This is a genomic window from Priestia sp. FW507-14D1A, assembly GCF_058781295.1.
The window spans coordinates 344,310-367,584 of record NZ_JBYSWQ010000005.1 but is presented as its reverse complement, the minus strand read 5'-3'; the positions used below and the strand labels follow the sequence as shown (position 1 = coordinate 367,584).

General features: G+C 39.7%; 24 protein-coding genes, 1 pseudogene and 1 riboswitch. Of the genes and pseudogenes, 6 read left to right on the top strand and 19 right to left on the bottom strand.

The annotated features are described in order from the left end of the window. The 18 genes and pseudogenes from AC3WJG_RS19460 to AC3WJG_RS19375 form a co-directional block, all read right to left on the bottom strand. Positions 1–119 (bottom strand): annotated as a pseudogene (locus tag AC3WJG_RS19460) (pyridoxal 5'-phosphate synthase lyase subunit PdxS); the annotation flags it as partial. A gap of 193 nt (positions 120–312) precedes the next feature. Continuing rightward, positions 313–1,296 carry a quinone oxidoreductase family protein gene (locus tag AC3WJG_RS19455; protein WP_253352824.1) on the bottom strand — a complete coding sequence of 328 codons (984 nt, stop codon included), beginning with the start codon at positions 1,294–1,296 and terminating at the stop codon, positions 313–315. A 14-nt stretch (positions 1,297–1,310) separates the two neighbouring features. After that, complete coding sequence (locus tag AC3WJG_RS19450; protein WP_060745638.1) at positions 1,311–2,084, bottom strand: enoyl-CoA hydratase/isomerase family protein; 774 nt, start codon at positions 2,082–2,084, stop codon at positions 1,311–1,313. Positions 2,085–2,113: 29 nt separating this feature from the next. After that, on the bottom strand, positions 2,114–2,875 hold the full coding sequence (locus AC3WJG_RS19445) for an SDR family NAD(P)-dependent oxidoreductase (protein WP_060745639.1): 762 nt from the start codon (positions 2,873–2,875) through the stop codon (positions 2,114–2,116). A gap of 11 nt (positions 2,876–2,886) precedes the next feature. Then, on the bottom strand, positions 2,887–4,665 hold the full coding sequence (locus tag AC3WJG_RS19440; protein ID WP_337133997.1) for an acyl-CoA dehydrogenase FadE: 1,779 nt from the start codon (positions 4,663–4,665) through the stop codon (positions 2,887–2,889). After that, entirely contained in the window at positions 4,653–5,396 is a 744-nt protein-coding gene (locus tag AC3WJG_RS19435) for a 2-phosphosulfolactate phosphatase (protein WP_217598849.1), read from the bottom strand. Before AC3WJG_RS19435 ends, AC3WJG_RS19440 begins: the two co-directional genes overlap by 13 nt. Continuing rightward, on the bottom strand, positions 5,393–6,451 hold the full coding sequence (locus tag AC3WJG_RS19430) for a phosphotransferase family protein (protein WP_028408527.1): 1,059 nt from the start codon (positions 6,449–6,451) through the stop codon (positions 5,393–5,395). The genes AC3WJG_RS19435 and AC3WJG_RS19430 overlap by 4 nt, the downstream gene beginning before the upstream one ends. 25 nt (positions 6,452–6,476) lie before the next feature. Continuing rightward, positions 6,477–6,878: an acyl-CoA thioesterase gene (locus AC3WJG_RS19425; RefSeq protein ID WP_337133998.1), complete on the bottom strand. Its 402-nt coding sequence runs from the start codon at positions 6,876–6,878 to the stop codon at positions 6,477–6,479. A 14-nt stretch (positions 6,879–6,892) separates the two neighbouring features. Then, the gene (locus AC3WJG_RS19420) at positions 6,893–7,675 is read right to left on the bottom strand and encodes an enoyl-CoA hydratase (protein ID WP_028408528.1); all 783 of its coding nucleotides are present in this window, start codon (positions 7,673–7,675) and stop codon (positions 6,893–6,895) included. Then, positions 7,675–8,556: a 3-hydroxyacyl-CoA dehydrogenase family protein gene (locus tag AC3WJG_RS19415; RefSeq protein ID WP_098333183.1), complete on the bottom strand. Its 882-nt coding sequence runs from the start codon at positions 8,554–8,556 to the stop codon at positions 7,675–7,677. The genes AC3WJG_RS19420 and AC3WJG_RS19415 overlap by 1 nt, the downstream gene beginning before the upstream one ends. 83 nt (positions 8,557–8,639) lie before the next feature. After that, positions 8,640–9,203: a TetR/AcrR family transcriptional regulator gene (locus AC3WJG_RS19410; protein ID WP_025751919.1), complete on the bottom strand. Its 564-nt coding sequence runs from the start codon at positions 9,201–9,203 to the stop codon at positions 8,640–8,642. Positions 9,204–9,293: 90 nt separating this feature from the next. Beyond that, the gene (locus AC3WJG_RS19405) at positions 9,294–10,910 is read right to left on the bottom strand and encodes a long-chain-fatty-acid--CoA ligase (RefSeq protein ID WP_279620569.1); all 1,617 of its coding nucleotides are present in this window, start codon (positions 10,908–10,910) and stop codon (positions 9,294–9,296) included. 19 nt (positions 10,911–10,929) lie between these two features. Further along, on the bottom strand, positions 10,930–11,703 hold the full coding sequence (locus AC3WJG_RS19400; RefSeq protein ID WP_028408531.1) for an SDR family oxidoreductase: 774 nt from the start codon (positions 11,701–11,703) through the stop codon (positions 10,930–10,932). Further along, the gene (locus AC3WJG_RS19395; protein WP_337133999.1) at positions 11,681–12,925 is read right to left on the bottom strand and encodes an acyl-CoA dehydrogenase; all 1,245 of its coding nucleotides are present in this window, start codon (positions 12,923–12,925) and stop codon (positions 11,681–11,683) included. The genes AC3WJG_RS19400 and AC3WJG_RS19395 overlap by 23 nt, the downstream gene beginning before the upstream one ends. 150 nt (positions 12,926–13,075) lie before the next feature. Then, entirely contained in the window at positions 13,076–13,339 is a 264-nt protein-coding gene (locus AC3WJG_RS19390) for a DUF1292 domain-containing protein (RefSeq protein WP_028408533.1), read from the bottom strand. Positions 13,340–13,426: 87 nt separating this feature from the next. Then, on the bottom strand, positions 13,427–15,151 hold the full coding sequence (locus AC3WJG_RS19385; RefSeq protein ID WP_060745646.1) for a PAS domain-containing sensor histidine kinase: 1,725 nt from the start codon (positions 15,149–15,151) through the stop codon (positions 13,427–13,429). Between the two features lie 160 nt (positions 15,152–15,311). Next, a complete protein-coding gene (locus AC3WJG_RS19380; RefSeq protein ID WP_060745647.1) occupies positions 15,312–15,626 on the bottom strand; it encodes a YckD family protein in 315 nt (104 codons plus the stop codon). 73 nt (positions 15,627–15,699) lie between these two features. Continuing rightward, positions 15,700–16,818: an NAD(P)/FAD-dependent oxidoreductase gene (locus AC3WJG_RS19375; RefSeq protein ID WP_060745648.1), complete on the bottom strand. Its 1,119-nt coding sequence runs from the start codon at positions 16,816–16,818 to the stop codon at positions 15,700–15,702. A 340-nt stretch (positions 16,819–17,158) separates the two neighbouring features. On the opposite strand from AC3WJG_RS19375, the gene AC3WJG_RS19370 reads away from it, so the two are divergent. From AC3WJG_RS19370 to AC3WJG_RS19345, 6 genes are all read left to right on the top strand, one after another. Then, positions 17,159–17,671, top strand: coding sequence for a CBO0543 family protein (locus AC3WJG_RS19370; protein WP_060745649.1), 513 nt, complete (start codon positions 17,159–17,161; stop codon positions 17,669–17,671). A 66-nt stretch (positions 17,672–17,737) separates the two neighbouring features. Continuing rightward, positions 17,738–17,920, top strand: a riboswitch (Lysine riboswitch). A 138-nt stretch (positions 17,921–18,058) separates the two neighbouring features. Beyond that, complete coding sequence (lysA, locus tag AC3WJG_RS19365; protein ID WP_102812709.1) at positions 18,059–19,387, top strand: diaminopimelate decarboxylase; 1,329 nt, start codon at positions 18,059–18,061, stop codon at positions 19,385–19,387. A 52-nt stretch (positions 19,388–19,439) separates the two neighbouring features. Next, positions 19,440–20,702, top strand: coding sequence for a dicarboxylate/amino acid:cation symporter (locus AC3WJG_RS19360; protein WP_102812708.1), 1,263 nt, complete (start codon positions 19,440–19,442; stop codon positions 20,700–20,702). 137 nt (positions 20,703–20,839) lie between these two features. After that, a complete protein-coding gene (locus AC3WJG_RS19355; protein WP_013057043.1) occupies positions 20,840–20,974 on the top strand; it encodes a hypothetical protein in 135 nt (44 codons plus the stop codon). Between the two features lie 150 nt (positions 20,975–21,124). After that, complete coding sequence (locus tag AC3WJG_RS19350) at positions 21,125–21,310, top strand: hypothetical protein (RefSeq protein WP_060745651.1); 186 nt, start codon at positions 21,125–21,127, stop codon at positions 21,308–21,310. Positions 21,311–21,446: 136 nt separating this feature from the next. Then, positions 21,447–22,358, top strand: coding sequence for a LysR family transcriptional regulator (locus AC3WJG_RS19345; RefSeq protein ID WP_028408539.1), 912 nt, complete (start codon positions 21,447–21,449; stop codon positions 22,356–22,358). Positions 22,359–22,544: 186 nt separating this feature from the next. Here AC3WJG_RS19345 and AC3WJG_RS19340 read toward each other — a convergent pair whose 3' ends face one another. Next, on the bottom strand, positions 22,545–23,231 hold the full coding sequence (locus AC3WJG_RS19340; RefSeq protein WP_028408540.1) for an O-methyltransferase: 687 nt from the start codon (positions 23,229–23,231) through the stop codon (positions 22,545–22,547). Positions 23,232–23,275 lie beyond the last annotated feature (44 nt).

The window sequence follows — 23,275 nt, the reverse complement described above, 5'->3', positions numbered from 1 at the left end:
ACAGCGCCTGCTGCTTCTGCAATTTTTGCTTGCTCTGCATTGATAACGTCCATGATAACGCCACCTTTTTGCATTTCTGCCATTCCCCGCTTCACGCGGTCCGTTCCATTTCTCACCATATTCAATTCCTCCTTTATATGTTCAAACACTTATTATGCAACTTCCATGCCAGTGTTAAAATATAGAAGAAATTAGTAAAAAACATTGATTTTTATGCCAAATTATTAAGCGGTTTTTAAAAAATTGGCAGGTGAAAGCCAATTTTTTAAACCAAAACAGCTCCCATCCCTATTAGAGACGGAAGCTGTTTTGTTAAGGAACTAACACTAATTTTCCGGTCGTTTTTCTTCCTTGAAGCAGACGATGCACATCTGCCGCTTCATCAAGTGAAAATGTGCCGCCCAGCATTAATTTTAACTGACCGGAATTCACGTAGTTTAATAGCTCATGCAAGCTTTGTTGATAAATCACTGGTTTTGCCATCATTTGAGGTAAGAAAAAGCCTAGAACCGATTGATTTTTTTCCATCAGGCGGGCGGGGTTAAATTTTACAGGTTTTCCGCTAGCCATTCCGTAAAAAACGAGGCGCCCAAATGGTGCAAGACATTGAAGAGATTCATAGAATATATGCCCTCCTACCATTTCTAAAATAATATCGGCTCCTTTTCCTTCCGTCACTTCTAAAATTTGTTTTTCCCAGCCTGTTTCTGTATAGTTAATCGCTTCGTCAGCTCCGAGATTTTTTGCAAGCTCAAGCTTTTCTTTGGAGCTCGCTGTAGCAATAACTTTTCCAGCTCCAAAAATTTTGGCAAGCTGAACAGCTAAGGTTCCAACACCGCCTGCTGCCGCATGAACGATGACGGTTTCTCCTTTTTCAAGGCGACCCATTGTTTTTAAGATATGATAAGCCGTGAGTCCTTGAAGAGGCAAAGCAACCGCTTGTGTTAAATCCACATTATCCGGCAACGGAATAAGGCCTCTTGAATCTGCCAGCGTGTACTCAGCGTAGCCTGTTGCACGATTAGATCCTAGCAGCGTCACGACTTTTGTACCTACTTGTATTCCTTTTACATCCTCGCCTACCTCAACCACTTCGCCCGCCACTTCAGATCCAGGAATAAAAGGCAGCGGTGTTTCGACTACGTATGCTCCTTCACGCCTCGCAGCGTCGGCGTAATTAACGCCGATTGCCGCAACTTTAATGAGCACATCTTTCTTTTTTGGTACAGGACGTGCAATATCGATAACTTGAAGAACATCAGGTCCTCCGTACTGCGTAAATTGAATGGCTTTCATCTTATATCCCCCTCTTATTTCCCTTGAAATAGTGGCTTTCTTTTTTCTTTAAACGCCGATATTCCTTCTTGATGATCTCTTGTTTCTACCATAAGAACTTGCGTTAGCCTTTCTTGTTCAAGGACTTGTTCTAACGTTAAATGAAAAGAATCATTGACAATTTTTTTCATTTTTCCATACGCTTTCGTTGGTCCTTGTGATAAGCGACTTGCAAAGGATGTGACCTCATCTTTCAACTGATTTAACGGAACTATACGGTTTAAAAAACCAGCTTTGTAAGCCGTATCGGCATTCATAGGCTCTCCTAAAAATAACAGTTCCTTAGCTTTGTGGGGACCAACGACCTTTGTAAGAAAGTAAAGGCCTCCTCCGTCTGAAATCAATCCAACTTGAGAAAAGCTTAATACGAACCGACTTTCTTCTGACGCAATGATAAAGTCAGAAGCGAGAGCTAAATTAAAAGCCGCTCCTGCTGCAAATCCATGAACTGCTGAAATAATTGGCTTCTCTAGATTTTGCATCGCTAAAATACATTCATTTAAACGGCCGATATGTTCATAAACATCAGATCCGGATGCTTGGCCCATCGTTTTTACATCGCCTCCGGCAGAAAATGAGCTCCCTGCGCCATTTAATATAACCACTTTAATAGACTCATCGCTTTGCGCCTGTTTTATTTCAGATGTTAACTTTTCAATCATTTCCTCACTGAATGCATTTAAACGATCCGGACGATTTAACGTTAAAGATAAAATAGTCCCCTGCTTTTCTACCACTAAATCACTCATATTTCAGATTCCCTCCTTTTTATTTTGCATTAAACGATAAGCCATCCGCCATCTACTAATAAATCACTTCCCGTCATATACGATGCCTCTTCAGACGCTGCAAAAGCAATAACGTTTGCAATTTCATCTGGTTTACCTACACGTTTTAAAGCCGTATTTTTTTCGATTGCCTTAGTGAAGCGCTCATTTTCAAGTCCAGGCTGTGTTAAAGGTGTTTCTACGAATCCAGGAGACACAGAGTTTACTCTGACTCCTTGAGGTGCTAATTCAAATGCCATTGCTTTTGTAAAGTTAATTAAAGCAGCTTTAGCAGCGCTGTAGTGAGGGATTTGTGCACCTGCTTTATGTCCTGAAAGAGAAGCGATGTTAACAATAGATCGATTTCCTCCTATTTCTTCAGTTAAAAAAGGAATCAAATGTTTTGTTACAAGAAACACGCTTGTTAAATTGACGTCCTGCACGTGTTTCCACTGTTCAAGAGTTGTTTCTTTGATGGTTGAATTAACTGATCCGCCTGCGTTATTAATTAATAAATGAATTTGTCCGTACTTTTCTTTTATAAACTCAGCCAGCTCTTTGACGTCTTCTTCTTTCGTTACATCAGCTGGGAAAATATCCGTGCATTTTCGTTCACACCGTGTGTCAATAGCGGATGCAGCCTGTACTAGTTTTTCTTTCGTTCGCCCGACAAGAATGACGCGAGCGCCTTCTTTCGCCATTCTCTGAGCGGTCGCTTCTCCAATGCCGCTTCCAGCTCCTGTAATAACAGCTATTTGCCCTTCAAAACGCATAATATCCCTCCTTATACAACATATCGCCCGCTGTCGATAAATTCACGGGCGATATCTCGATTGCGCGTGAACTCTCCTTCACTTTGCAAATCATTCATCCATTTCCCAAGAATTGTACGGTATTGTCGGTGTTTTTCACCCGTTAACATCCCGTTTATTAATTGTCGAGCCTGCTTTTCAATTTCAAATAGCGTTTCACTGACAACGGTTGCTGTCAGCTTGCTTTTTAATGTTTCTTGTTCTTCTCCATTTTTGCTCACGGCTTTTTCCGCGCGCAGCACAGATGACTCTATCGCAAATAGTCCAACAGCAATTTCTGCGAGCTTCATCAGCGTTTCTTGTTCTTGTGCTAAGTTGGCGTTAAACGTTTGGAATGCTGTTCCTAACAAAGCAAGAAATAAATGTCTTGTGGTAATAACCGCCTGCTTTTCTCTTGCTAGAAGTTCATTTGAAGATATTTCCCACTGACCGCTCATCAATTCACTAACAGCATGTTCTACTTGTTTGCTCAGCTCTATTTCTCCTTTGGCTGCTTTTTTTAGAAGCTGAGTTGGAAGCAAAAGGCGGTTGATTTCATTTGTGCCTTCAAAAATACGATTGATGCGTGAGTCACGATATACTTGTTCTATTTTATATTCCTGAATAAACCCTGCGCCTCCATGAAGCTGCAGCGATTCATCGGCAATTAAATCAAGGGTTTCCGATCCATACACTTTACAAACTGAACATTCCATTGCAAATTCAGCCAGCTGTTTAGCTACTAACTTATGATTTTCACTTTCATATAAGCCGCCAAGCGCCTCTTCTAGTAAACCAGCTGTACGGTACTGAATAGATTCAGATGCAAAAATACGAGCTGCCATTTTTGCTATTTTTTCTTTTGAAGCATTAAATTCTGCAATAGCTGTTTTAAACTGCTTGCGTTCTTTTGTATAAGCTAAAGCAAGTTCAAACGCATATTTCGCTGCGCCCATACATGCAAAACCTAAGTTAAAACGTCCAAGGTTTAAGACGTTCAACGCAATCAAGTGACCTTTTCCTACTTGTCCAAGTACGTTTTCTACGGGTACTAAACAATCTTCATAAATAACTGGACGAGTAGACGAACCTTTGATTCCCATTTTCTTTTCTTCTGGCCCGAGAGACAGTCCTTCAAAACCTTTTTCTACAATAAAAGCGGTAAAATGTTCACCGTCTACTTTTGCATACGTGATGAACGTATCTGAAAAGGCAGCATTGGTAATGTACTGCTTCGTTCCATTTAATACATAATGCGTTTTTTCAGGATTTAATACGGCTTTTGTTTGGGCTGCAAGAGCATCAGAACCTGCTTCTGGCTCTGTCAAACAGTAGGCCCCAATATATTCGCCGCTTGCCAATTTAGGCAAGTATTTTTCTTTTTGCTCCTTGGTGCCAAAATACGTAATAGGAAGTGTCGCAATGCATGTATGATTAGAATGAGCGACTCCATATCCGCTTGTGCGGCCAATGATTTCACCGACAAGTCCTTTGCTTACTTTATCAAGACCTAATCCTCCATATGCTTCTGGAATACTGTGAGCAAGAAGTCCAAGCTCGCCTGCTTTATGCATTAATTCTACTACTTTATTAAAATCCTGCTGCTCAATGTCATTATGGTAAGGGTCTACTTCTTTTTCAATAAACTGCTTTGCCGTCTGAGCAATCATACGATGCTCAGACGTTAAGTCTTCGGGTGTATAAACGTGATGCGCAGATGTTTTTTTTAGTAAAAATGATCCGCCTTTTGCTTCAGTTTTCATTTCAGACATATCGTGTCCTCCCCGTTTACTAGCTTTTTTTTCACTACCTTAGGAACTACGGAATAGACGTTTTTTTGGCTGACAAAGCCAATTTCGTTTAGAAAGCCATACTGAGTGAGCATTTCTCCTACGGCTGAGCGCTTCAATATTTCAACAGGTGAATGCTCATAAGCCTCATACAAAAGCAGTGCGGCTTTTGCAGCATCCGTTAAATGAAATGTTTTTAGTTGCAGCAGACAGCTTATAAAGTGCCCCGATCCATACAAATCTTCTAGACAGAAGCGACCGGATGAACCTGAACAAACTAATAAAACAGTTTCATCTTGACCTTGCTGACAAACAGCACTGGCAACCGCTTCTCCGTTTAAAAGCGAAGCTGTATATACATGGTTTGCTTTTTCAGCGTTATGAATGGCTACGGTTCCATTAGTCGTGGACAAAATAACCGTTTTATTTTGAACATGCTTCTTTAACGTGCTGGGATTCGGATCAAAAAAGCCTTCAATCGTTTTCCCTCCATATTCGCCTACAAGCGCAATATCATCAGGCTTGTACGTTTTTGCTTTTTCACGCGCTTCTTCTTCGTTTTTTACCGGAATAACTTCTCTTGCTCCTTGCTGTAAAGCAGCCGCAATTGTTGATGTAGCTAATAAGACGTCAAATATAACAACCGTTTTTCCTTCTAGCTTTTTGGCAAGAAGCTCTTCCTTTTTAAGTATTACGTGAACTTTTCCTTTCATATATGTCCTCGTTCTGTGTGCAGAGCATGAATAATTAGTGTTTTTACATAATCTCCAAATTGTGAAAACCGTTTATCATTTGTTTGGCCTTTTTTATAACGGTAATAAATTTGCTGACAAATGACAGCAAGCTTGAAGTACGCAAATTTCAGGTAAAAGTCAATGTGTGAAACATCCCGTCCGCTTTTTTTAGCGTATGCTTCTACAAAATCTCGCCGGGAATAAAAGCTTTTTTGCACAGTAACAGGTGGATTTCCGAGTCCTCTTTTCAAAAGTTCAGGATCGCTGTCTTCCATCCAGTAGCTCAGCGCCACTCCCAAATCAGCAAGCGGGTCTCCAACGGTTGTCATTTCCCAGTCAAATAATCCTACAATTTTATTTCCATCCGGCGAAAATAACGTATTGTTAAGCTTATAATCATAGTGAATAATGGTCGAATGCTGTGTAGTGGGGATGTGTGTGGTCAACCATTTTTTTAGGGCTTCTACTTCCGGTATGTCACTTGTTTTTGATTTTTCATAACGATGAATCCAGCCGTGTACCTGACGTTCTAAAAATCCTTCGGGCTTGCTGATTTTTTCAAGAAGCGTGCCTTTATAAGGAACATCATGAAGCTGAGCAAGGACATCCACCATTTGTTCTGAAATACAACGGCAAAGTGCGCTAGTTCCTTTCACTTCCTCTGGAAACGCTGTGTCGATGAGAACACCGTGCTTTCTCTCCATTAAAAAAAAGGATTTCCCGACCACCGTCTCATCTTCACAAAACACATACGGCCGAGGAGCGAGAGGGAAAGACTTCGATAAAACAGATAAAATCTTGTATTCTCTTTGCATGTCATGCGCTTTTGGCGCAACTGGCCCAAAGGGAGGGCGTCTCAACACCGCCTCCCACTCTCCGACTGAAAGAGCGTAGGTTAAATTGGACGCACCTGATCCAAATTGCTTGATTAAAAGAGGCTCTTTAGGTAAATCTGGAATCGAAACACGGAGAAACTGATGCAGTTTTTCCGTGTTTAATTCCTCTCCTTTTCGTACAGGAATGATTTGTGACATTCTTTTACCACCTGCTTTTTTATAGTTAAACAGCTACTTTATAATTCATCAAAAACTGCTTAATGTCCGCTGGAATAGACACGCTTTTTTGTGCATCAAAATCAAAGTACACAATGACAGCTTCTCCTTTAGCAATCAGCGATCCCGTCTTGCTGTCGGTAATTTCATGACCAATTGTAAAGCTTTTATTGCCGACATTAGATACAAAGGTTTTAATCATTAGTACTTGATTAAAATAACCTTGCGCAACAAAATCACATTTAGTAGACGCTAAAATATACTCCCACTTTTGTGTATGCATGGATGCTCCCATTTCTTCAAAAAAAGCAATACGGGCCTCTTCTAAATAAATGAAATAGCTCGTATTGTTAATGTGACCGAGTGCGTCTGTTTCGCAAAAGCGCACTTTGACCTGTGTTTCATACATGATCTTCTCCTCCTTTACTTATGTGAAAAAACAGCGGGACGCTTTTCAATAAATGCTGATACTCCTTCTTTAATATCTTCTGTTTGAAAGACTTCTTCAAACAGCTCTGCCTCAAGTTCAAGACCTTCAGATAATGTACGATTTATTCCTTCGTTTACCGCTGTCTTAATTCGAGAAAGTGACGGAAGAGAGTGACGGTTAAATTTCTTAGCCAGCTCTTTTGCTTTTTCGAGCCCTTTTCCTTTAGGCGTTATATGATTGGCAAAGCCTGCATGAAGCGCTTCTTCTGCAGAAACAGGACTGCCGGCAAACATCCACTCTTTAGCTTTAGAAACGCCGATTACGCGTGGAAGACGCTGAGTTCCGCCACCTCCAGGAAACAATCCGAGCTTCACTTCCGGAAGACCGATTTGAGCATGTTCTTCGGCAATGCGTATATCAGCGGTTAGTGAAAGTTCGCATCCTCCTCCAAACGTTAAACCGTTTAACACGACAATTGTTGGTTTTTCAATGTTTTCAAGTTTTTGCAAAACACGATGGGTTTTCATAAACTCTTCTTTAATGCCGCTTTGCCCCATTAACTGAGGAAACTCTTTAATATCAGCTCCAGCCATAAAGGCCCGGTCGCCCGCTCCTGTTAAAATGATTGTAATGACATCAGGGTCTTTACTAAGCTCTTCATACGTTTCTTCAAGCTGCTGCACAACAGCCTGGCTCATTACATTTAAAGGCGGGTTATCAATGGTTACAATTGCCGTTTTCTCCTCTTTTTCAACACGTACAAATTTTTTCATCATTACTTCACTCCTTGTGTGTGGTATGTGTAAAAACCTTTTCCTGTTTTACGTCCAAGCTCGCCTTTTTGAACTTTTTCTTCAATGCACGCAGCTGGCTTGTCCTCCGGATTCCCCGTTTCGCTATAGCGCTGCTGCATCACAAAATATCCGACGTCAATTCCCGAGAGATCCATCAATTCAAAAGGACCGATCGGGTGATTGAGCGCTTTTTTGCAAATCGTATCAATGTCTTCAAAATCTGCGTATCCATTTTCATAAAGGAAAACGGCTTCTTTTTGCAACGCTCCTAAAATTCGATTAGCAATAAAACCTGAGATTTCTTTTTTCAGAAGGACTGCTGTGCGATTAATTTGCTTGCAAACATCCATTGTCGTTTGAGCTGTTTTTTCACTTGTCTTTTCACTCATCACAACTTCTACGCAGTCCATTACAAGGGGAGGGAAAAAGAAATGCATGTTAACGATTTGCTCTGGACGGTTTGTTGCACTTGCAATAAGCGAGTTAACAATTGTTGAACTATTCGACGCTAAAATGGCGTGACTTGGTGCGTACTCATCTATTTCTTTAAAGACACTTTGTTTTACATCTAACTTTTCTACCACAGCTTCAATTATAAAATCAGCATTTGAAACCGCTTCCTTTAATGTGTTTGTAAAAGACAATCTTCGGAATGCGGCTTCCTTAGCCTCAGAAGAGATTTTTCCTTTCTGAACCCACTTGCCTATAATTGCTTCCAGCTTGTCTTTTGCATCAATGAGTGATTGTTCATTCATATCTTGAATAATTGTTTCATATCCTCCGAGTGCACAAAGCATACCGATTTGATGTCCCATTTGTCCTGCTCCAATAACAGCAATACGCTGTATATCTTTACTATTCATGTTATAGCCTCCTTTTAATATAAAAGGAGAGAAAGGGCTTGTACTTTCCCGCCTTTTACGAGCACTGTCTAGCCTAGCAGCTACTATGACTCAATACCTTTCATCAGCATCTTATAAAAAATAGCCGCAACTTCTCGATCTGTCTTTTCACCATCTGGCTGAAACCAAAAATAGCTCCAATTTGTCATTCCTAATATGCCTAGCGTCACGATATCTGAAGGCAAATCTGAACGGAACTGCCCTGCTTCCATGCCTTTTTCAATAATTTCCTGTACGTTTTCTTTAAAACGATCGCGTTTTGGAATGATTTGTTCTAAGTGTTCTTCACTCAAATGACGCATCTCTCGAAAAAACACTTTAGCTCGAAGACCTTCTTTCTCAATATCATGAACAAGTTTAAAAATAATGCTGTGAAGTTTTTCTGGATAAGATGTTGTCTTATCTGCAAGAATCGTTTCTTGGTTTTCTATTAATCTTTCAATATATTGAAGGTGAATATCCATTAAAAGCTCTTGTTTGCTTTTAAAATAATAATAAAACGTTCCCTTTGTGACGTTTAATTCATTTACAATATCTTGAATAGACGTTTCTTTGAAACCTTTTTGAGCAAAAAGCTGAATGCTTCGTTCCATCATCAAATCTTTCATCGTCAAACCCTCTCTGTCTTTTCTCATTTTCACAAATTATACCATGGCTTAGAGGGAGCTTTTGAAAAAGTTTGTTTATGTTCAGCTTATTTACATCGTTTCTTTCACCACTTCTTCTCGTAGTGCCCGTCGTAAAATTTTTCCTACATTAGTCTTAGGAAGCTCAGCGCGAAACTCAAAGATTCGCGGAATTTTGTAAGCGGCAAGGTGCTGTCGACAATAAGAAGTAAGCTCTTCTTCGGAAAGAGATTTCCCATCTTTCACTACCAAAATCGCTTTAATGGTTTCTCCTCTGTAAGGGTGCGGCACACCAATTACAACGGCTTCTTTAATGTGGCTGTGTTCATATAAAACTTCTTCAATATCTCGAGGGTACACATTAAAACCACTCGCAATAATCATATCTTTTTTACGATCAACAATGGATAAATACCCGTCTTCATCTATCTGTCCAATATCTCCTGTGTACAGCCAGCCGTTTCTAAGCGCGTGAGCCGTCTCTTCAGGTTGATTCCAATAGCCCTTCATAACTTGAGGGCCTTTAATTACTATTTCTCCAAGCTTTCCTCTTGGCAGTTCTTTTGTTCCTGTAGCCACATCAACAATTTTATAAGCAGTTTGCGGAACGCCAAGTCCGACTGTACCTGGCTTTCTCTCACAAAACGGCAGGTTGCAATGCGTCACAGGAGATGCTTCTGATAGCCCGTACCCTTCTAACACTTTAGCGCCCGTTTTTCGTTCGAACTCTTTCATCAGCTCAACAGGCATCGGCGCACTGCCGCTGTTGCAGATACGAATACTTTCGATGTTGTATTCTTCTGCCTGAGGATGATTGGTAATAGCAACATACATAGTTGGAACACCGGGAAAAATACTAGGCTGCTCTTTTTTTATTGTATTTAGTACTTCTTCCAAATCAAAACGCGGCAATAGCAATATTTCATTTCCGCAAAGAATTGATAAATGCATACAGGAAGTCATGCCAAATACGTGAAACAATGGAATAACGGTTAAGCATTTTTCTTTTCCTAATTCAATATCATGCTTAAATATTTCGTATGATTGAACTGCGTTTGTGTAAATGTTTGTATGTGTAAGCATCGCACCTTTAGATGGTCCGGTCGTTCCTCCCGTATACTGAAGAACAGCAATATCGTGTGATGGATGGATGACCGGCTGATTAAATTCATGTTTTATGGTTAAAAAATCTAGGAAGGAAAGGTCTGGTGATGTAGGAACAAAAGGTTTTTGCAAGCTGACAGTTATCGCTTCTTCTATATGAACGCGATTTCTTATTTCTTGAAGTCTCGTATAAAAATCATCGAGTAGAATTATTTTTTTTGCCCCGGAATCGTTTAAAATATGCTCTAGCTCTTGTTCGACAAGCATAGGATTGACCTGAGTAACAATGCCGCCCGCTGCTACAATGCCGAAATAGCTTATTATATATTGCGGACAGTTTGGCAGCATAACTGCTACACGATCTCCTTTTTTAATCCCTTTTTTCTGGAGTGCTCCTGCAAATACGCGAACTGAGTGATACAGCTCCTGGTACGTTAACGTATGCTGATACATGCGCGTTGCCGTGTGAGCAGGATAACGTTCGGCTGTTTCTTTGAGCATATCAAATAGTGAAATATCTTCGATGTGAATGTCATGAGTGTAGGCTTCTGGATAAGGTGTAAACCATTTTTTAACGTCTTCCATCAAGTTACTCCTTTCTTATTCACATAGCATGAACTCCACCGTCTACTGTCAGAATATCTCCCGTAATATAATTAGACGCCGCAGAAGCAAGAAAAACAGCGGCTCCTTTTAAATCAGCGTCGGAGCCAAAGCGTTTTAAAGGGGTTTGACTTAGAAAATAATCTTTGCCTTGTTCCATAATCGCACCTGACATTTTAGTAGGGAAAAATCCCGGCGCAATCGCATTAACTTGAATATTATGCTGTCCCCATTTGACAGCTAAATCTTTCGTAAACGTAATGACCGCTCCTTTACTCGTATTGTACCCGATTGTATCCATGTACTGAGGATCCGTTCCTCCAAGACCGGCAATCGAAGCAATGTTAATAATCTTGCCAGCTTTTTGTTTAATCATTTCTTTTCCAGCTTCTTGAGACATTAAAAACGTTCCTGTAACATTAATATTCATCACTTTTTGCCATGCTTCAAGAGGCATTTCTTCAACCGGAGCACCCCACGTAGCTCCGCTGTTATTAATTAAAATATCAATACGTCCAAATGTTTCAATTGTCTGATGCACGACATTTTTAATATCTTCAGGCTGACTGATGTCGCAAGTTAAGGCGAGCGTTTTTACATCGAGGCGGGCCAATCGGTCGGCTACTTGCTGACATGCTTCTTTTTTTCTCGAACATAGAACAATGTTTGCTCCTGCCTCTGCAAGCCCTTCTGCCATTTGTTCTCCTAACCCTCTGCCTCCGCCGGTAATAATAGCTGTTTTGCCAGTTAAATCAAACAAGTCCTTTATGTGCATAGGTTGCCTCCTTTTCTTGATAGGGTTTTAGCTCAAGCCTTGCAAGCTGTGCTTTGTGCACTTCATCTGGACCATCAGCAAGGCGAAGAGTGCGGGCATTTGCCCAAAGTGCCGCAAGCGGCGTGTCTTCTGAAACACCTGCTGCTCCAAATGCTTGAATAGCGCGATCAATGACTTTTAAAGCCATAGCAGGAGCCATTACTTTAATCATAGCAATTTCTTTCCGCGCTTTTTTATTTCCAACTGTGTCCATCATATAAGCAGCTTTTAATGTTAATAAGCGAGCTTGCTCAATTTCAATACGCGACTCTGCCACCCATTCTTGAATAACCCCTTGCTGAGAAAGCAACTTATTAAACGTAGAACGACTTTGAATACGCTTACATAATTCTTCAAGCGCTCTTTCAGCTGCTCCTATTAGCCGCATGCAGTGATGAATACGTCCAGGCCCTAATCTGCCTTGAGCAATAGCAAACCCTTTTCCTTCGCCTAAAAGCATATTAGACGCTGGCACACGCACATTGTCATAATGAATTTCAGCATGTCCATGAGGAGCGTGATCGTATCCAAAGACTGGAAGCATTCGTTCAATTTTAACTCCTGGAGTATTTAATGGAACTAGAATCATAGACTGCTGTTCATATTTAGATGCGGTAAAATCGCTTTTTCCCATGACAATAGCAATTTTGCAGCGAGGATCTCCCGCACCTGAAGACCACCATTTTCTTCCGTTGATCACATATTCATCGCCTTCTCTTACAATACTGCACTGAATGTTTGTCGCATCAGAAGAACCTACATCCTGTTCTGTCATAGAAAAGCAGGAGCGAATGTCTCCATTTAACAGCGGCTTTAGCCATTTTTCTTTTTGTTCAGGCGTTCCGTATCGAACCAGTACTTCCATATTGCCGGTGTCAGGAGCTCCGCAGTTAAAAGCTTCTGGTCCAATAATAGAACGGCCCATAATTTCGCAAAGAGGGGCATATTCGACATTTGTTAGACCCGCTCCGTATTCGCTTTCTGGCAAAAATAAGTTCCATAATCCAGCTTGCTTTGCTTTTTCTTTTAACTCTTCCATGATCGGAGGAACAGCTGACCATCTAGACGGCTGTTCATTCAGCTGTTGTTCGTATAGCCGTTCATTTGGATAAATATGCTCTTCCATAAAAGAGGTCAATTCTTTTTGCAGCTTCACTACTTTGTCAGAGTAAGAAAAATACACGGTAGTCCCTCGCTTTCATTTACTTACTAACCGGTTGGTATGTTACATATTCATCATAAATGAAGGGAAATAATTCAGCAAGATATTTTTAGAAAAATTCTAAATATTATATTATTTAAAATAAAAAAAGAGAGGTTTTAACCTCTCTTTTTACGCGGATGTCATTTCCTCAAATACGGCTGATACCTTTTCAAACTCCTCATCATCTTCAATTGAAGACCATTCACCATCATCTTCAATTTTCAAAAAGAAAACATCAATTTCTTCTTCTGTTTCAATTAAAACTTCTTCCACAAACGCAACGGCAATATAATCGTGCCCTTCAATCGTCATTTTTCCAAGCACTTCAATATCTTGCTCTTGATCATTTTCATCTAAAATTGTAAAAATCTCTCCCGTTTCAATGCGTTCCATCTTATTCCCTCCTAATTTTAACCTCATTATTCGTTCACTAACATGTATTCCCCTTTAGAAAAGGTTTCATGCTTATAAAAGTAGAATCTACTTTTTAAAAGGCAAAAGAATGTCTACGGTAGTTCCTTTTCCAAGCTCACTTACAAAGTTAATTTCTCCTCTATGTTCTCGAATGATCTTATAGCACACCATCAGTCCAAGCCCCGTTCCTTTCTCTTTGGTACTATAAAAAGGTTTTCCTAAATGCTTCATTCTTTCCTGCGTGATGCCTGGCCCCTCGTCGCTAAACCGGACAACAAGGTTCTCCTGATTAAACCTTTTTAGTTGAATCGTTACGGTTCCTCCACTTGGCATAGATTCGACTGCATTTTTAAATATATTGCTAAACACCTGTTTCAACTGATTTTCTTCGCATAATACGAGAGGAAGATGAAGATCAATTTCTTTTTTTACGTGAATTTTCTCTGTAATCCCCTGCACCTCAGCTAGCTTTAAAGTATTCTCTAAAATATCTTGGACATGTTTGTCTTTGTAGGTTTTCGCCTGAGGCTTTGCAAGACTCAAGAACTCATCGGTAATCAATTCAATTCTATCTAACTCATGATTTATCATTTCTACATAGTAAGGCTGACCGCTCGTTTCTTTTAATAACTGTATAAATCCTTTTACCGCCGTCAGAGGGTTTCGAATTTCGTGAGCAATACCAGCGGCTAACTGTCCGACTAAGGAAAGCTGAGCGGATTCACGCAGCAATTTTTCAGTTTTTTTACGTTCTGTAATATCACGAAACAAAACTTGAATGGCCTGCTTTCCCATATAGGGAATAGGAAAGGCAATGGTTTCGGCATCAATCGTATGACCGTCTTTATGAATAAACTTTTCTTCCTGTAGGTCTACAGATTTATTTTCTGTTTTCATTCGATAAATTCGCTGTTTTACAACATCATAGTAATCAGGGTGAACAAACTGATAAACACAAGCTCCTAATACGTCTTGAGGACTTTTGTATCCTAGCGCTTTAGCTCCTGCAGGGTTGATGTAATCAATTTTCCCTTCACTATGAACGATAATCGCTTCCGGCGATAACTCAATCAAGCTTCGGTAGCGTTCTTCACTTTCTTTTAAAGCCGTTTCGGCCTGTTTGCGTGATGTTATATCTCGATAGACAAAAGCAATGCATAGCGGCCAATCATTCATATTTTCAACGCGGAATAGTGTGACGCTTACATTAATTAAATGACCGTCTTTATGCTGTCTGACCGTCTCAAATTCCGTTTTCGATTCACCTGATTGAATGGTCTTATGAAGTTCCCACACTGGCTCCTTTAAAAACGAAGGTATAATCGGAAGAGGCTTTTGATAAATTTCTTCAAACGTCCAGCCAAATGTATTCTCAAACGCAGGGTTCACTTGAAGCGTTTTACCTTTTAAGTCAACGACAGCAACAGCATCTGCGTTATGATAGATAAAAGGCTGAACCTGTTCTTTTTTCTCCTGATAACTAGTTATATTCACGCAATGTCCCATGATTTCAGGCTTTTCTGTGTAAGATAAAGGGGTTAAGTTTACTACATAGCGTTTATCATTTATTTGAAGCTCGTACATAAGCTTTTTCTTTTTATTTAGTGCTTCGAAAAAATGCTCATACGAGACCCATTCTTCCAGAGGTATTTTTTGCTCATGAACGCTTTCACCTTGATACATACTGTAAACAAGATGATCATCTTGTTGTTTGTAAGCAAATATGATTCCTAGCGCCTCAGCTGAATGATTTTCTGCATGTAATCGGACTATTTTCTTATTTTCGTTCATCGTTCATATTTACCTACCCCTCACTAGCATCTTTCCTACTCGTTCTCATTCTCTTAATTTTACATGAGGATTTTAGAATTTACTAGATAAAGAAGCGGATATTTTCCATTCATTCACATAAAAAAGCGCCTGTAAAGGCGCTTTTTTATGTGAATATGAATTACTTTGAATGATGCATTTTATGACAGTGTCGTTTCGGAACAAAACCATTTTTCTCCATATGCTGATAACGATTTTCCATATGTGAAGAAATGTTTTGACTCTCCGTTTTGCTTAACACGCCGTACTCGACATATTTGGAAAGTATTTCTTTCTTTTTTGCTAGCATTTCTTTGTACAGCACGGACAATTCCTGCTTTTGCTGAGACGTCAGCTGCACGTCTTTTGTTTCTGGCTGAGGATGGTTTTCCGCTAATACAGGCGTCGCGCTCATAAATAAAAAAGCTGCTGCTGCACTTATCATAATCTTTCGCAAACAATCTACTTCCTTTCATCATATAGTAGTTGTAGTTTGCGAACTTCTATTTGTTTTCATTCATTCTGTTTGCTTAAGACTCGATAGCTCCTCTTACATCATAGTCGCTAAGATCCATTTCCATTTCCATTTCAAGTGCTAATTTAGCAAGCTCTGAACCAAGATAAGGACCCGACGTTAAGCCTGAAGCTCCGAGACCATTGGCTACTAGTATTCCTTCGTAAGCCGGAAGAGCTCCAATGACTGGCAAGAAGCCTGGAGTAAATGGTCGAAACCCTACCCTTGTTTCTAAAACTGTGCTTTCTGTTAAGCCGGGAGCAATTGATAAGGCCTTTGAAAAAATTTCATGAAGCCCACCAGCAGTTACTCGCAAGTCATAATCCGTGTCGTTTTCATGTGTTGCTCCAATAACAATTTGACCTTGTTCAAACGAAAGAATATATTGGTCGCTTGGAGGCATCACAACGGGCCAGTCTTTTGTATCTAAATCTGGAAGGTGCAAGTGAACAATTTGCGCTTTTTGAAAGCTTGCTAAAAATTTTACTCCAAGAGGCTCTAGCAATTGATTTGCCCACGCTCCTGCTGTCACGATTGTTGTACTTGCTAGAAGGGTTTGTCCATTTACGGCAACGCCCGTTACTCGATTATTTTCATAAAGAAGTTCTGCGTTTCCTTCTATTATTTTTGCACCGTTTTTCTTCGCTGCATTCACAAGTGCGTTTCGAAGAGCTCTTCCGTTAACGCGAGCGGCTCCACTAATATGAACTGAACTGTATTCTTCTGAAAGAACCGGAAACAAAGCCTGTGTTTCTTTAGCGGATAAACGTGTAATCTCGCCTATTTCAGGAGCTTCTTCCCGACGTTTATATGCTCGTTCTTCCATTTTTTTAAGCTTTTGTTCATCAGTATGTAAGCTAATTGCTCCCACTTGCTTATATCCTGTATCCGTTTCTCCATCGTCTTCTAATTGCTGAATTAATGTTTGATAGTACTTGGCGCCGCCTTTTGCTAAGCGGTACCATGCTTTATTTCGACGCTGCGAAAGCCATGGACAAACAATTCCTGCTGCTGCATCAGTAGCTTGACCAGCATCCTTGCGATCTACCAATGTCACATCTGCTCCTGCTTTTGCTAAATGATATGCAGTAGAAGCTCCAAGTACCCCAGCTCCAACTACGATGTATGTTTTCATACCAAAACACCCTTTTCTTTCTTCTAGTATTCTTATGCTATATGTATGCAATTTTAGCATAGCAAAAAAAGAAGTCACATACTAGGCTGAGCTATTTCGAGCTTATTTTTACGTCTTGCTGACTTTAACATATAGCAGCTCCTTTCATCTCGTAAACAAAAGCGGTAGAAGTTCCTTTACGAAGATTATAGCAGCGTGAAGAAAGCCACAAATAGTGGTAGTACGTCTTTAACGCTGCTGCTTACGGCTTTTCTATTATAGTTTCTGAATAAAAGCAAAGAGAATAAAATTTCTATAATATGTAAATAAAAAGAAATAACCATTATTTTAAGGAGAGCGTATGCAATCTTCATTTGTATTATTTTTTATCATTCTTGGTTTACTATTTGGCAAGTGGCGCAGGTATCAAGAATACTATCCTACTTTGCTGTTTTGGGTCACGGGGAATTTGCTTTATGAAGTACTGCTGTTTCATCACCGCGTATGGGTATTTCACCCTGTTGGTATTGATCACCTTTTTCTACCCGATCACCTCATGGTTTCCCTTGGAATAACCTTAATTATTTATCCGTTTGTTATACCAGTTTTTTTAGGAAGGCTGCCGCTGCATGTAAGCGGCCGGATGTGGTGGATTCTTTTGTGGGCGCTTTTATTTACTGTGATTGAGTTCATTGCTTATGTTAATCACAGTATTACTCATCATTATGGATGGTCGCTGCTGTGTTCTTTTCTCTTCAATATTGTCACGTTCTCACTTTTAGTCATTCATCAAAAGACAGCGCTGGGTGCTTGGGTTCTATCTGGAAGCTTTATAGCTTTCTTATTTATTCTTTTTGATATTCCTATGCCTTAACTTTTCATTGACTAGACGGAGGAAAAGGAAATATAATAGAAATTACATTTAAATATAATTTTCCTCTCTGAGAATAGAGGTGCATGAAATCAAGAGTCACTTATTGGAGACTAATGGAGTCTGTGAAGATAAGTAAAAGGGATTTCGTGCCGAAGTATATAAACATCCATTGTGTTCATATACTGGTTCAGTATTGAATAAATGCTGAGCTGTCACAAACCATTTGGTTTGTGGAGAGCTATTGAAGAGATGTTGATGCCTAGAATGTAATAATATTTTATTATTATGAAACCAAGACGCGTGAACATCACTTCACGGGTCTTTTTTGTGTTTTTCTACTGACCATCAAAGTTATAGTTGAATGATTTAAATGGAGGGATACGGATTATGTACTTACATGGAACGAGTAAAATTAACAGCAGCAATCATTTAGAAATTGGGCAGTGCGATACGGTCGAACTGAAAAAACGATACGGCACTCCCTTATACATCTACGATCAAGAATTAATTGAGACGAAATGCAAGGCCTTCCATTCAGCCTTTCGAAGAAGCGGATTTTCATATCAAATCGCCTATGCAGGGAAAGCCTTTCTTTGTATGGAAATGGCTAGCCTTTTAACGAAGCTTGATATGTCACTAGATGTGGTCTCAGGAGGCGAATTATTTACAGCGCTTGAAGCTGGATATCCAGCTGAACGCATTCATTTTCACGGCAATAATAAAACGATTGAAGAAATGGAAATGGCTCTTGATGCGAATATTGGCTGTTTTGTTGTTGATAACTTTACCGAACTTGAAGTTTTGCATGCCTTAGCAGCTGAGCGCAAACAGAAAGCATCTATTCTTCTGCGTGTTACTCCAGGGATTGAAGCCCATACACATGAATATATTATGACCGGACAGGAAGACTCCAAGTTTGGATTTGGTCTTTCCAATGACCAAGCCATGAAAGCGGTAAGTTCTGCGTTAGAAAAGCCTTACTACGATCTTTTAGGCATTCATTGTCATATTGGTTCGCAAATTTTTGAAGTAGATGGTTTTTCTCGCGCCATTGATATTTTAACTGATTTCTTATTCAGCATTCGTGATAAAATGGAATTTGAAGTAAAAGTTTTAAACGTAGGTGGTGGTTTTGGTATTCGTTATACCGAAAGCGACTCTCCTCTTCCAGTTGAGTATTATGTAGATGCACTGACAGAAAAGCTAAGCCGCACGTTAACTGAACAGAATTATACCCTTCCAGAAGTCTGGATTGAGCCTGGAAGAAGCATCGTAGGAGAAGCAGGTACAACGCTTTATACAATTGGATCAACGAAGGAGATTCCAGGTGTACGAAAATACGTAGGAATTGACGGCGGTATGACCGATAATATCCGTCCTGCTCTTTACGATGCAAAACATGAAGCTGTCTTGGCTAATAGAGTGACGGATAAAAAAGATGAAACAGTATCAATTGCGGGTAAATGCTGTGAATCAGGAGATATGCTTATTTGGGATATTGATTTACCGCGCGTTAATCAAGGAGATTTATTAGCAGTGTCCTCTACAGGTGCCTACAACTATTCAATGGCTAGCAATTACAACCGTATTCCGCGCCCTGCTGTTGTATTTGTAAAAAATGGAGAAGCTCGTCTTGCTGTAGAGCGAGAAACATACGAAGATTTGGTGCGTAAAGATGTAAAGCCAGTCGTTACTACGTATGCAATGAGCAAATAATAGCTGTTCTTGCGTAGTAAAGAAGCTATTGTTGTTTGGAGGAAATCTAACTATGGTTTTAAGTGTATTTAAAACGTACAGATCATCGCTTATTCTGCTTCTCGCTATTTTAATTGGCGGGATAGCAGGATATGCTATCGGGCCCGATGTGGCAGTCGTAAAGCCCTTTGGTGATTTGTTTCTTAATTTGATGTTCATGATTATCGTTCCCCTTGTCTTTTTTAGTGTGGCTTCGGCGATCGCAAACATGAATGAAATGAAGCGTCTTGGTAAAATTATGCTAGGTATCGCCGTTGTGTTTATCGCCACTGCTGCTGTTTCAGCCGTTTTAGGCTTTTTAGGCGCATCACTTTACAATCCGCTACATAATGTAGATACTTCTGCCATTAAAGAATTGATGGGTGACAGTGAAAATACAGCTGAAAAAATGACGCTTTTAACTCAGCTTGTTAGTACATTTACTGTACCTGATTTTGTTCAGTTATTTTCGAAAGAGCACATTTTACAATTAATTGTCTTTGCCGTTATTTTCGGTATTGCTACAACGATGGCTGGCGAAAAAGGACAGCCCATGGTGAAATTTCTGACTTCCGGTCAAGAAGTATCGATGAAGGTTGTTAAAATTGTGATGTACTATGCTCCAATTGGTTTAGGGTGCTATTTTGCTACTGTAGTAGGAGAACTTGGACCAAAGATCTTACAAGGGTACGCTAGAGCATTTATTCTTTATTTATTAATTGCAATCGTTTACTATTTCGGTTTCTTTACGCTATATGCATGGATTGCTGGCGGTAAAGCAGGAATTAAGCTGTTTTGGAAAAATGCAGCTGCTCCTTCTATCACGGCTATTGCTACCTGTTCTTCTGCTGCATCTATTCCAGTCAATTTAGATGCAACAAAGAAAATGGGTGTGCCGCTGGATATTGCTGAAACGGTGATTCCATTAGGAGCAAACACCCATAAAGATGGTTCTGTTATCGGTGGTATTCTAAAAATTGTTTTCTTATTCAGTTTGTTTGGCAAAGATATGACGTCTGCTACGAGTATTTTGAGCATATTAGGCGTAGCCTTTTTAGTTGGAGCCGTAATGGGAGCAATCCCTGGAGGCGGTATGATTGGCGAAATGTTAATCATTACAATTTACGGATTTTCGCCAGAAGTTCTGCCCATTATTGCGGTCATTTCCACAATTATTGACGCCCCTGCTACGCTTTTAAACAGTACGGGAAATACAGTAACAGCGATGCTTGTTACAAGGTTTACAGAAGGAAAAGACTGGATTAACAAAATTATCACCACCGATAAAGTCGCCTAGCAAAAAAGCAAAGGGAACAGTTTAGTGACTCTCCCTTTGCTTTTTTCGTGTGCAGTAATATCGATAGCGGTGTATAAAGTCTGTAAATACGCACATTCTATAGGTATGTTTCATAACCGAACTGGAGGTGTCGTCTAATGAGTAACGCTGCAGGAGGTTCAAAGAAAAATCAACCGAATGATGCGAATCATGTAAGCGCAGAAACAAAAGCTCATCAAAAACGTCTCACTGAGCAAAACAAACAAGAACATCAAGCTGAAGAGCGAAAATAAAATGACGTTAAAGAGCGCAGCACCTGCGTTCTTTAACGTCATTTTATTTTTAGAGAGAACTTCATAACTCCGCTCATTATAGGTCTATCGTACAACCTCCTTTCAAACTTTTACATATTCTATTAATAGGTTTGTAAAAGGAGGAATGATATGATGTTTTCTTGGCTAGAGATTACAGCCGCAGCCTTTGGACTTTCAGTTATTTTGATAAGTTTTGCATTTTTGCCCGAACGTACATGCAAAAATCTTTATATTCCTCATCAGCTAGCAGCAAAATCTATGTTTCTCTATAAAAAGATTATGCGTTTTATCAATCAATTTCGACAGAAATTTTAGTTCATTTCCTTTCCCTGGTTTTATTCATTGGATATATCCTCCCCCTTTTTAATTAGCACATTTACAGTAAATAATTTAATGGTTAAAATAAAGAGTAAAGAAAAAGGATAAGCAGTTTGCAGAAATGGAGTTTCACATGGAAATCAGAGACTTAGAATACTTTATAGAGGTAGCGAACCATAAGAATTTTACAAAGGCAGCGCTGCAAGTTCATTTGTCTCAAACAGCTTTAAGTAAAGCCGTCAAAAAAGTAGAAAATGAACTAGGATTTGAGCTTCTTGATCGTTCAACAAGAGAATTAAAGCTAACCGATGCAGGAGAAGTTGTGTATCACCAAGCAACTAAAGCTCTGTCGGTGTTAAAAGACATGCCTCACTTGTTGGGAGATTTAATGAACTTGCAAACAGGGCAAATCAAGATGGGAGTCCCTCCGCTCATCGGGACCTTGTTTTTCCCGAAGATTGCAAAAGCATTTAATGAACAATACCCTAAAGTATCTCTAGAGCTTATTGAATTTGGAGCAAAAAAAATTGAAGCACTTGTGGAAGAGGCTGGTGTAGATATGGGGATTGTTATGCTTCCTCTTACAAGCGGTCATGATGAACATTTTCACGTATACCCGTTCGTTAAGGAGAGATTTCTTTTATACGCGCATAAAAACCATCCTCTAGCGAAACGTTCTTCCGTCTGGATGAAAGAATTGGAGCATGAAAAATTCATTATGTTTAGTGAAGAATTTACGCTGCACGACCGGTTAATTCAAGATGCTTTAAAATCAGGCTTTGTGCCTTCTATAGCGTATAAAAGTTCTCAATGGGATTTAATTATTGAATTAACAACGGCAGAACTAGGTATTGCTATTTTACCCGAATCGCTTTATACCAAAGTGAAAGATCCCAATATTACTACCGTACCTATTGCAGATCCTGAAATGATGTGGGAACTTGGTATTATTCTGTTAAAAGAACGCTACAGTTCATTCGCTGTACGAGAATTGATTAATTTTTTAACCGAAAAACAAATGACAGATAAATTGGGGCCCATTTAAAAAGAGTCTGGAACAAAAGTATGTTAATTCAAGGACAATCCGAACGAGTTTGGTTGAGAATCCAACTCGTTCGGATTTTTTCGTGGGGACGCTGAACGTAGGTTTCATGTATGTATTTGCTTCTAGCTGTTGATTGGATGGGTTTCGTTATGTCTCCGTCTCTTTTTATGTGTAATACAAATTTTATCATTCAACAATCCCTACAATGAATCCATCATAGCCTTTGCTTCCAACGGTTTGTATAGCCGTGGCGCTGATTCGTTTTTCTTGAGCCAGAACATTCATAAATTGGCGAATTCCCTTTACATTTTCATCTTCACTTTCTGAGTTCACCACATGCCCTTGACGAACAACATTATCACAAATAATCGTACTTCCTCTTTTCGATAATTCTAGAGCCCACTTTAAGTAATTTGGGTTATTCGGCTTGTCAGCATCAATAAAGATAAGATCAAACGGCTCTGTTCTCTTATCCTTTAATACAGCTAATGTATCAAGCCCGGGGCCGACAAGGACTTCTACTAAGTGGCTTACTCCCGCTCTTTTTAAATTAGCTCTTGCTACTTCTGCATGCTGAGCGCTCAATTCGAGCGTAATCAGCTGTCCGTCTTTCGGAAGAGCTCTGGCTAGCCAAATCGTGCTGTATCCTCCAAGAGTACCAATTTCCAAAATGCGTTTAGCTCCTTTTAATAAAGCTAACAAATGCAGAAACTTTCCTTGACTAGGCGATACGTCGATGGCAGGTAATCCAGCCTCTTGATTTGCCTTCAATACCTCATCAAGAATAGGGTCAGGTTGTATAAGCTTATCATTCATATAAAGATCCACTTCATTCCAAATTTCATATATAGACATTTCCATACTCCTCCACATAAGTGATAAAAGCTTTATTATTTCTATGAATGTGTTCTAGCTCT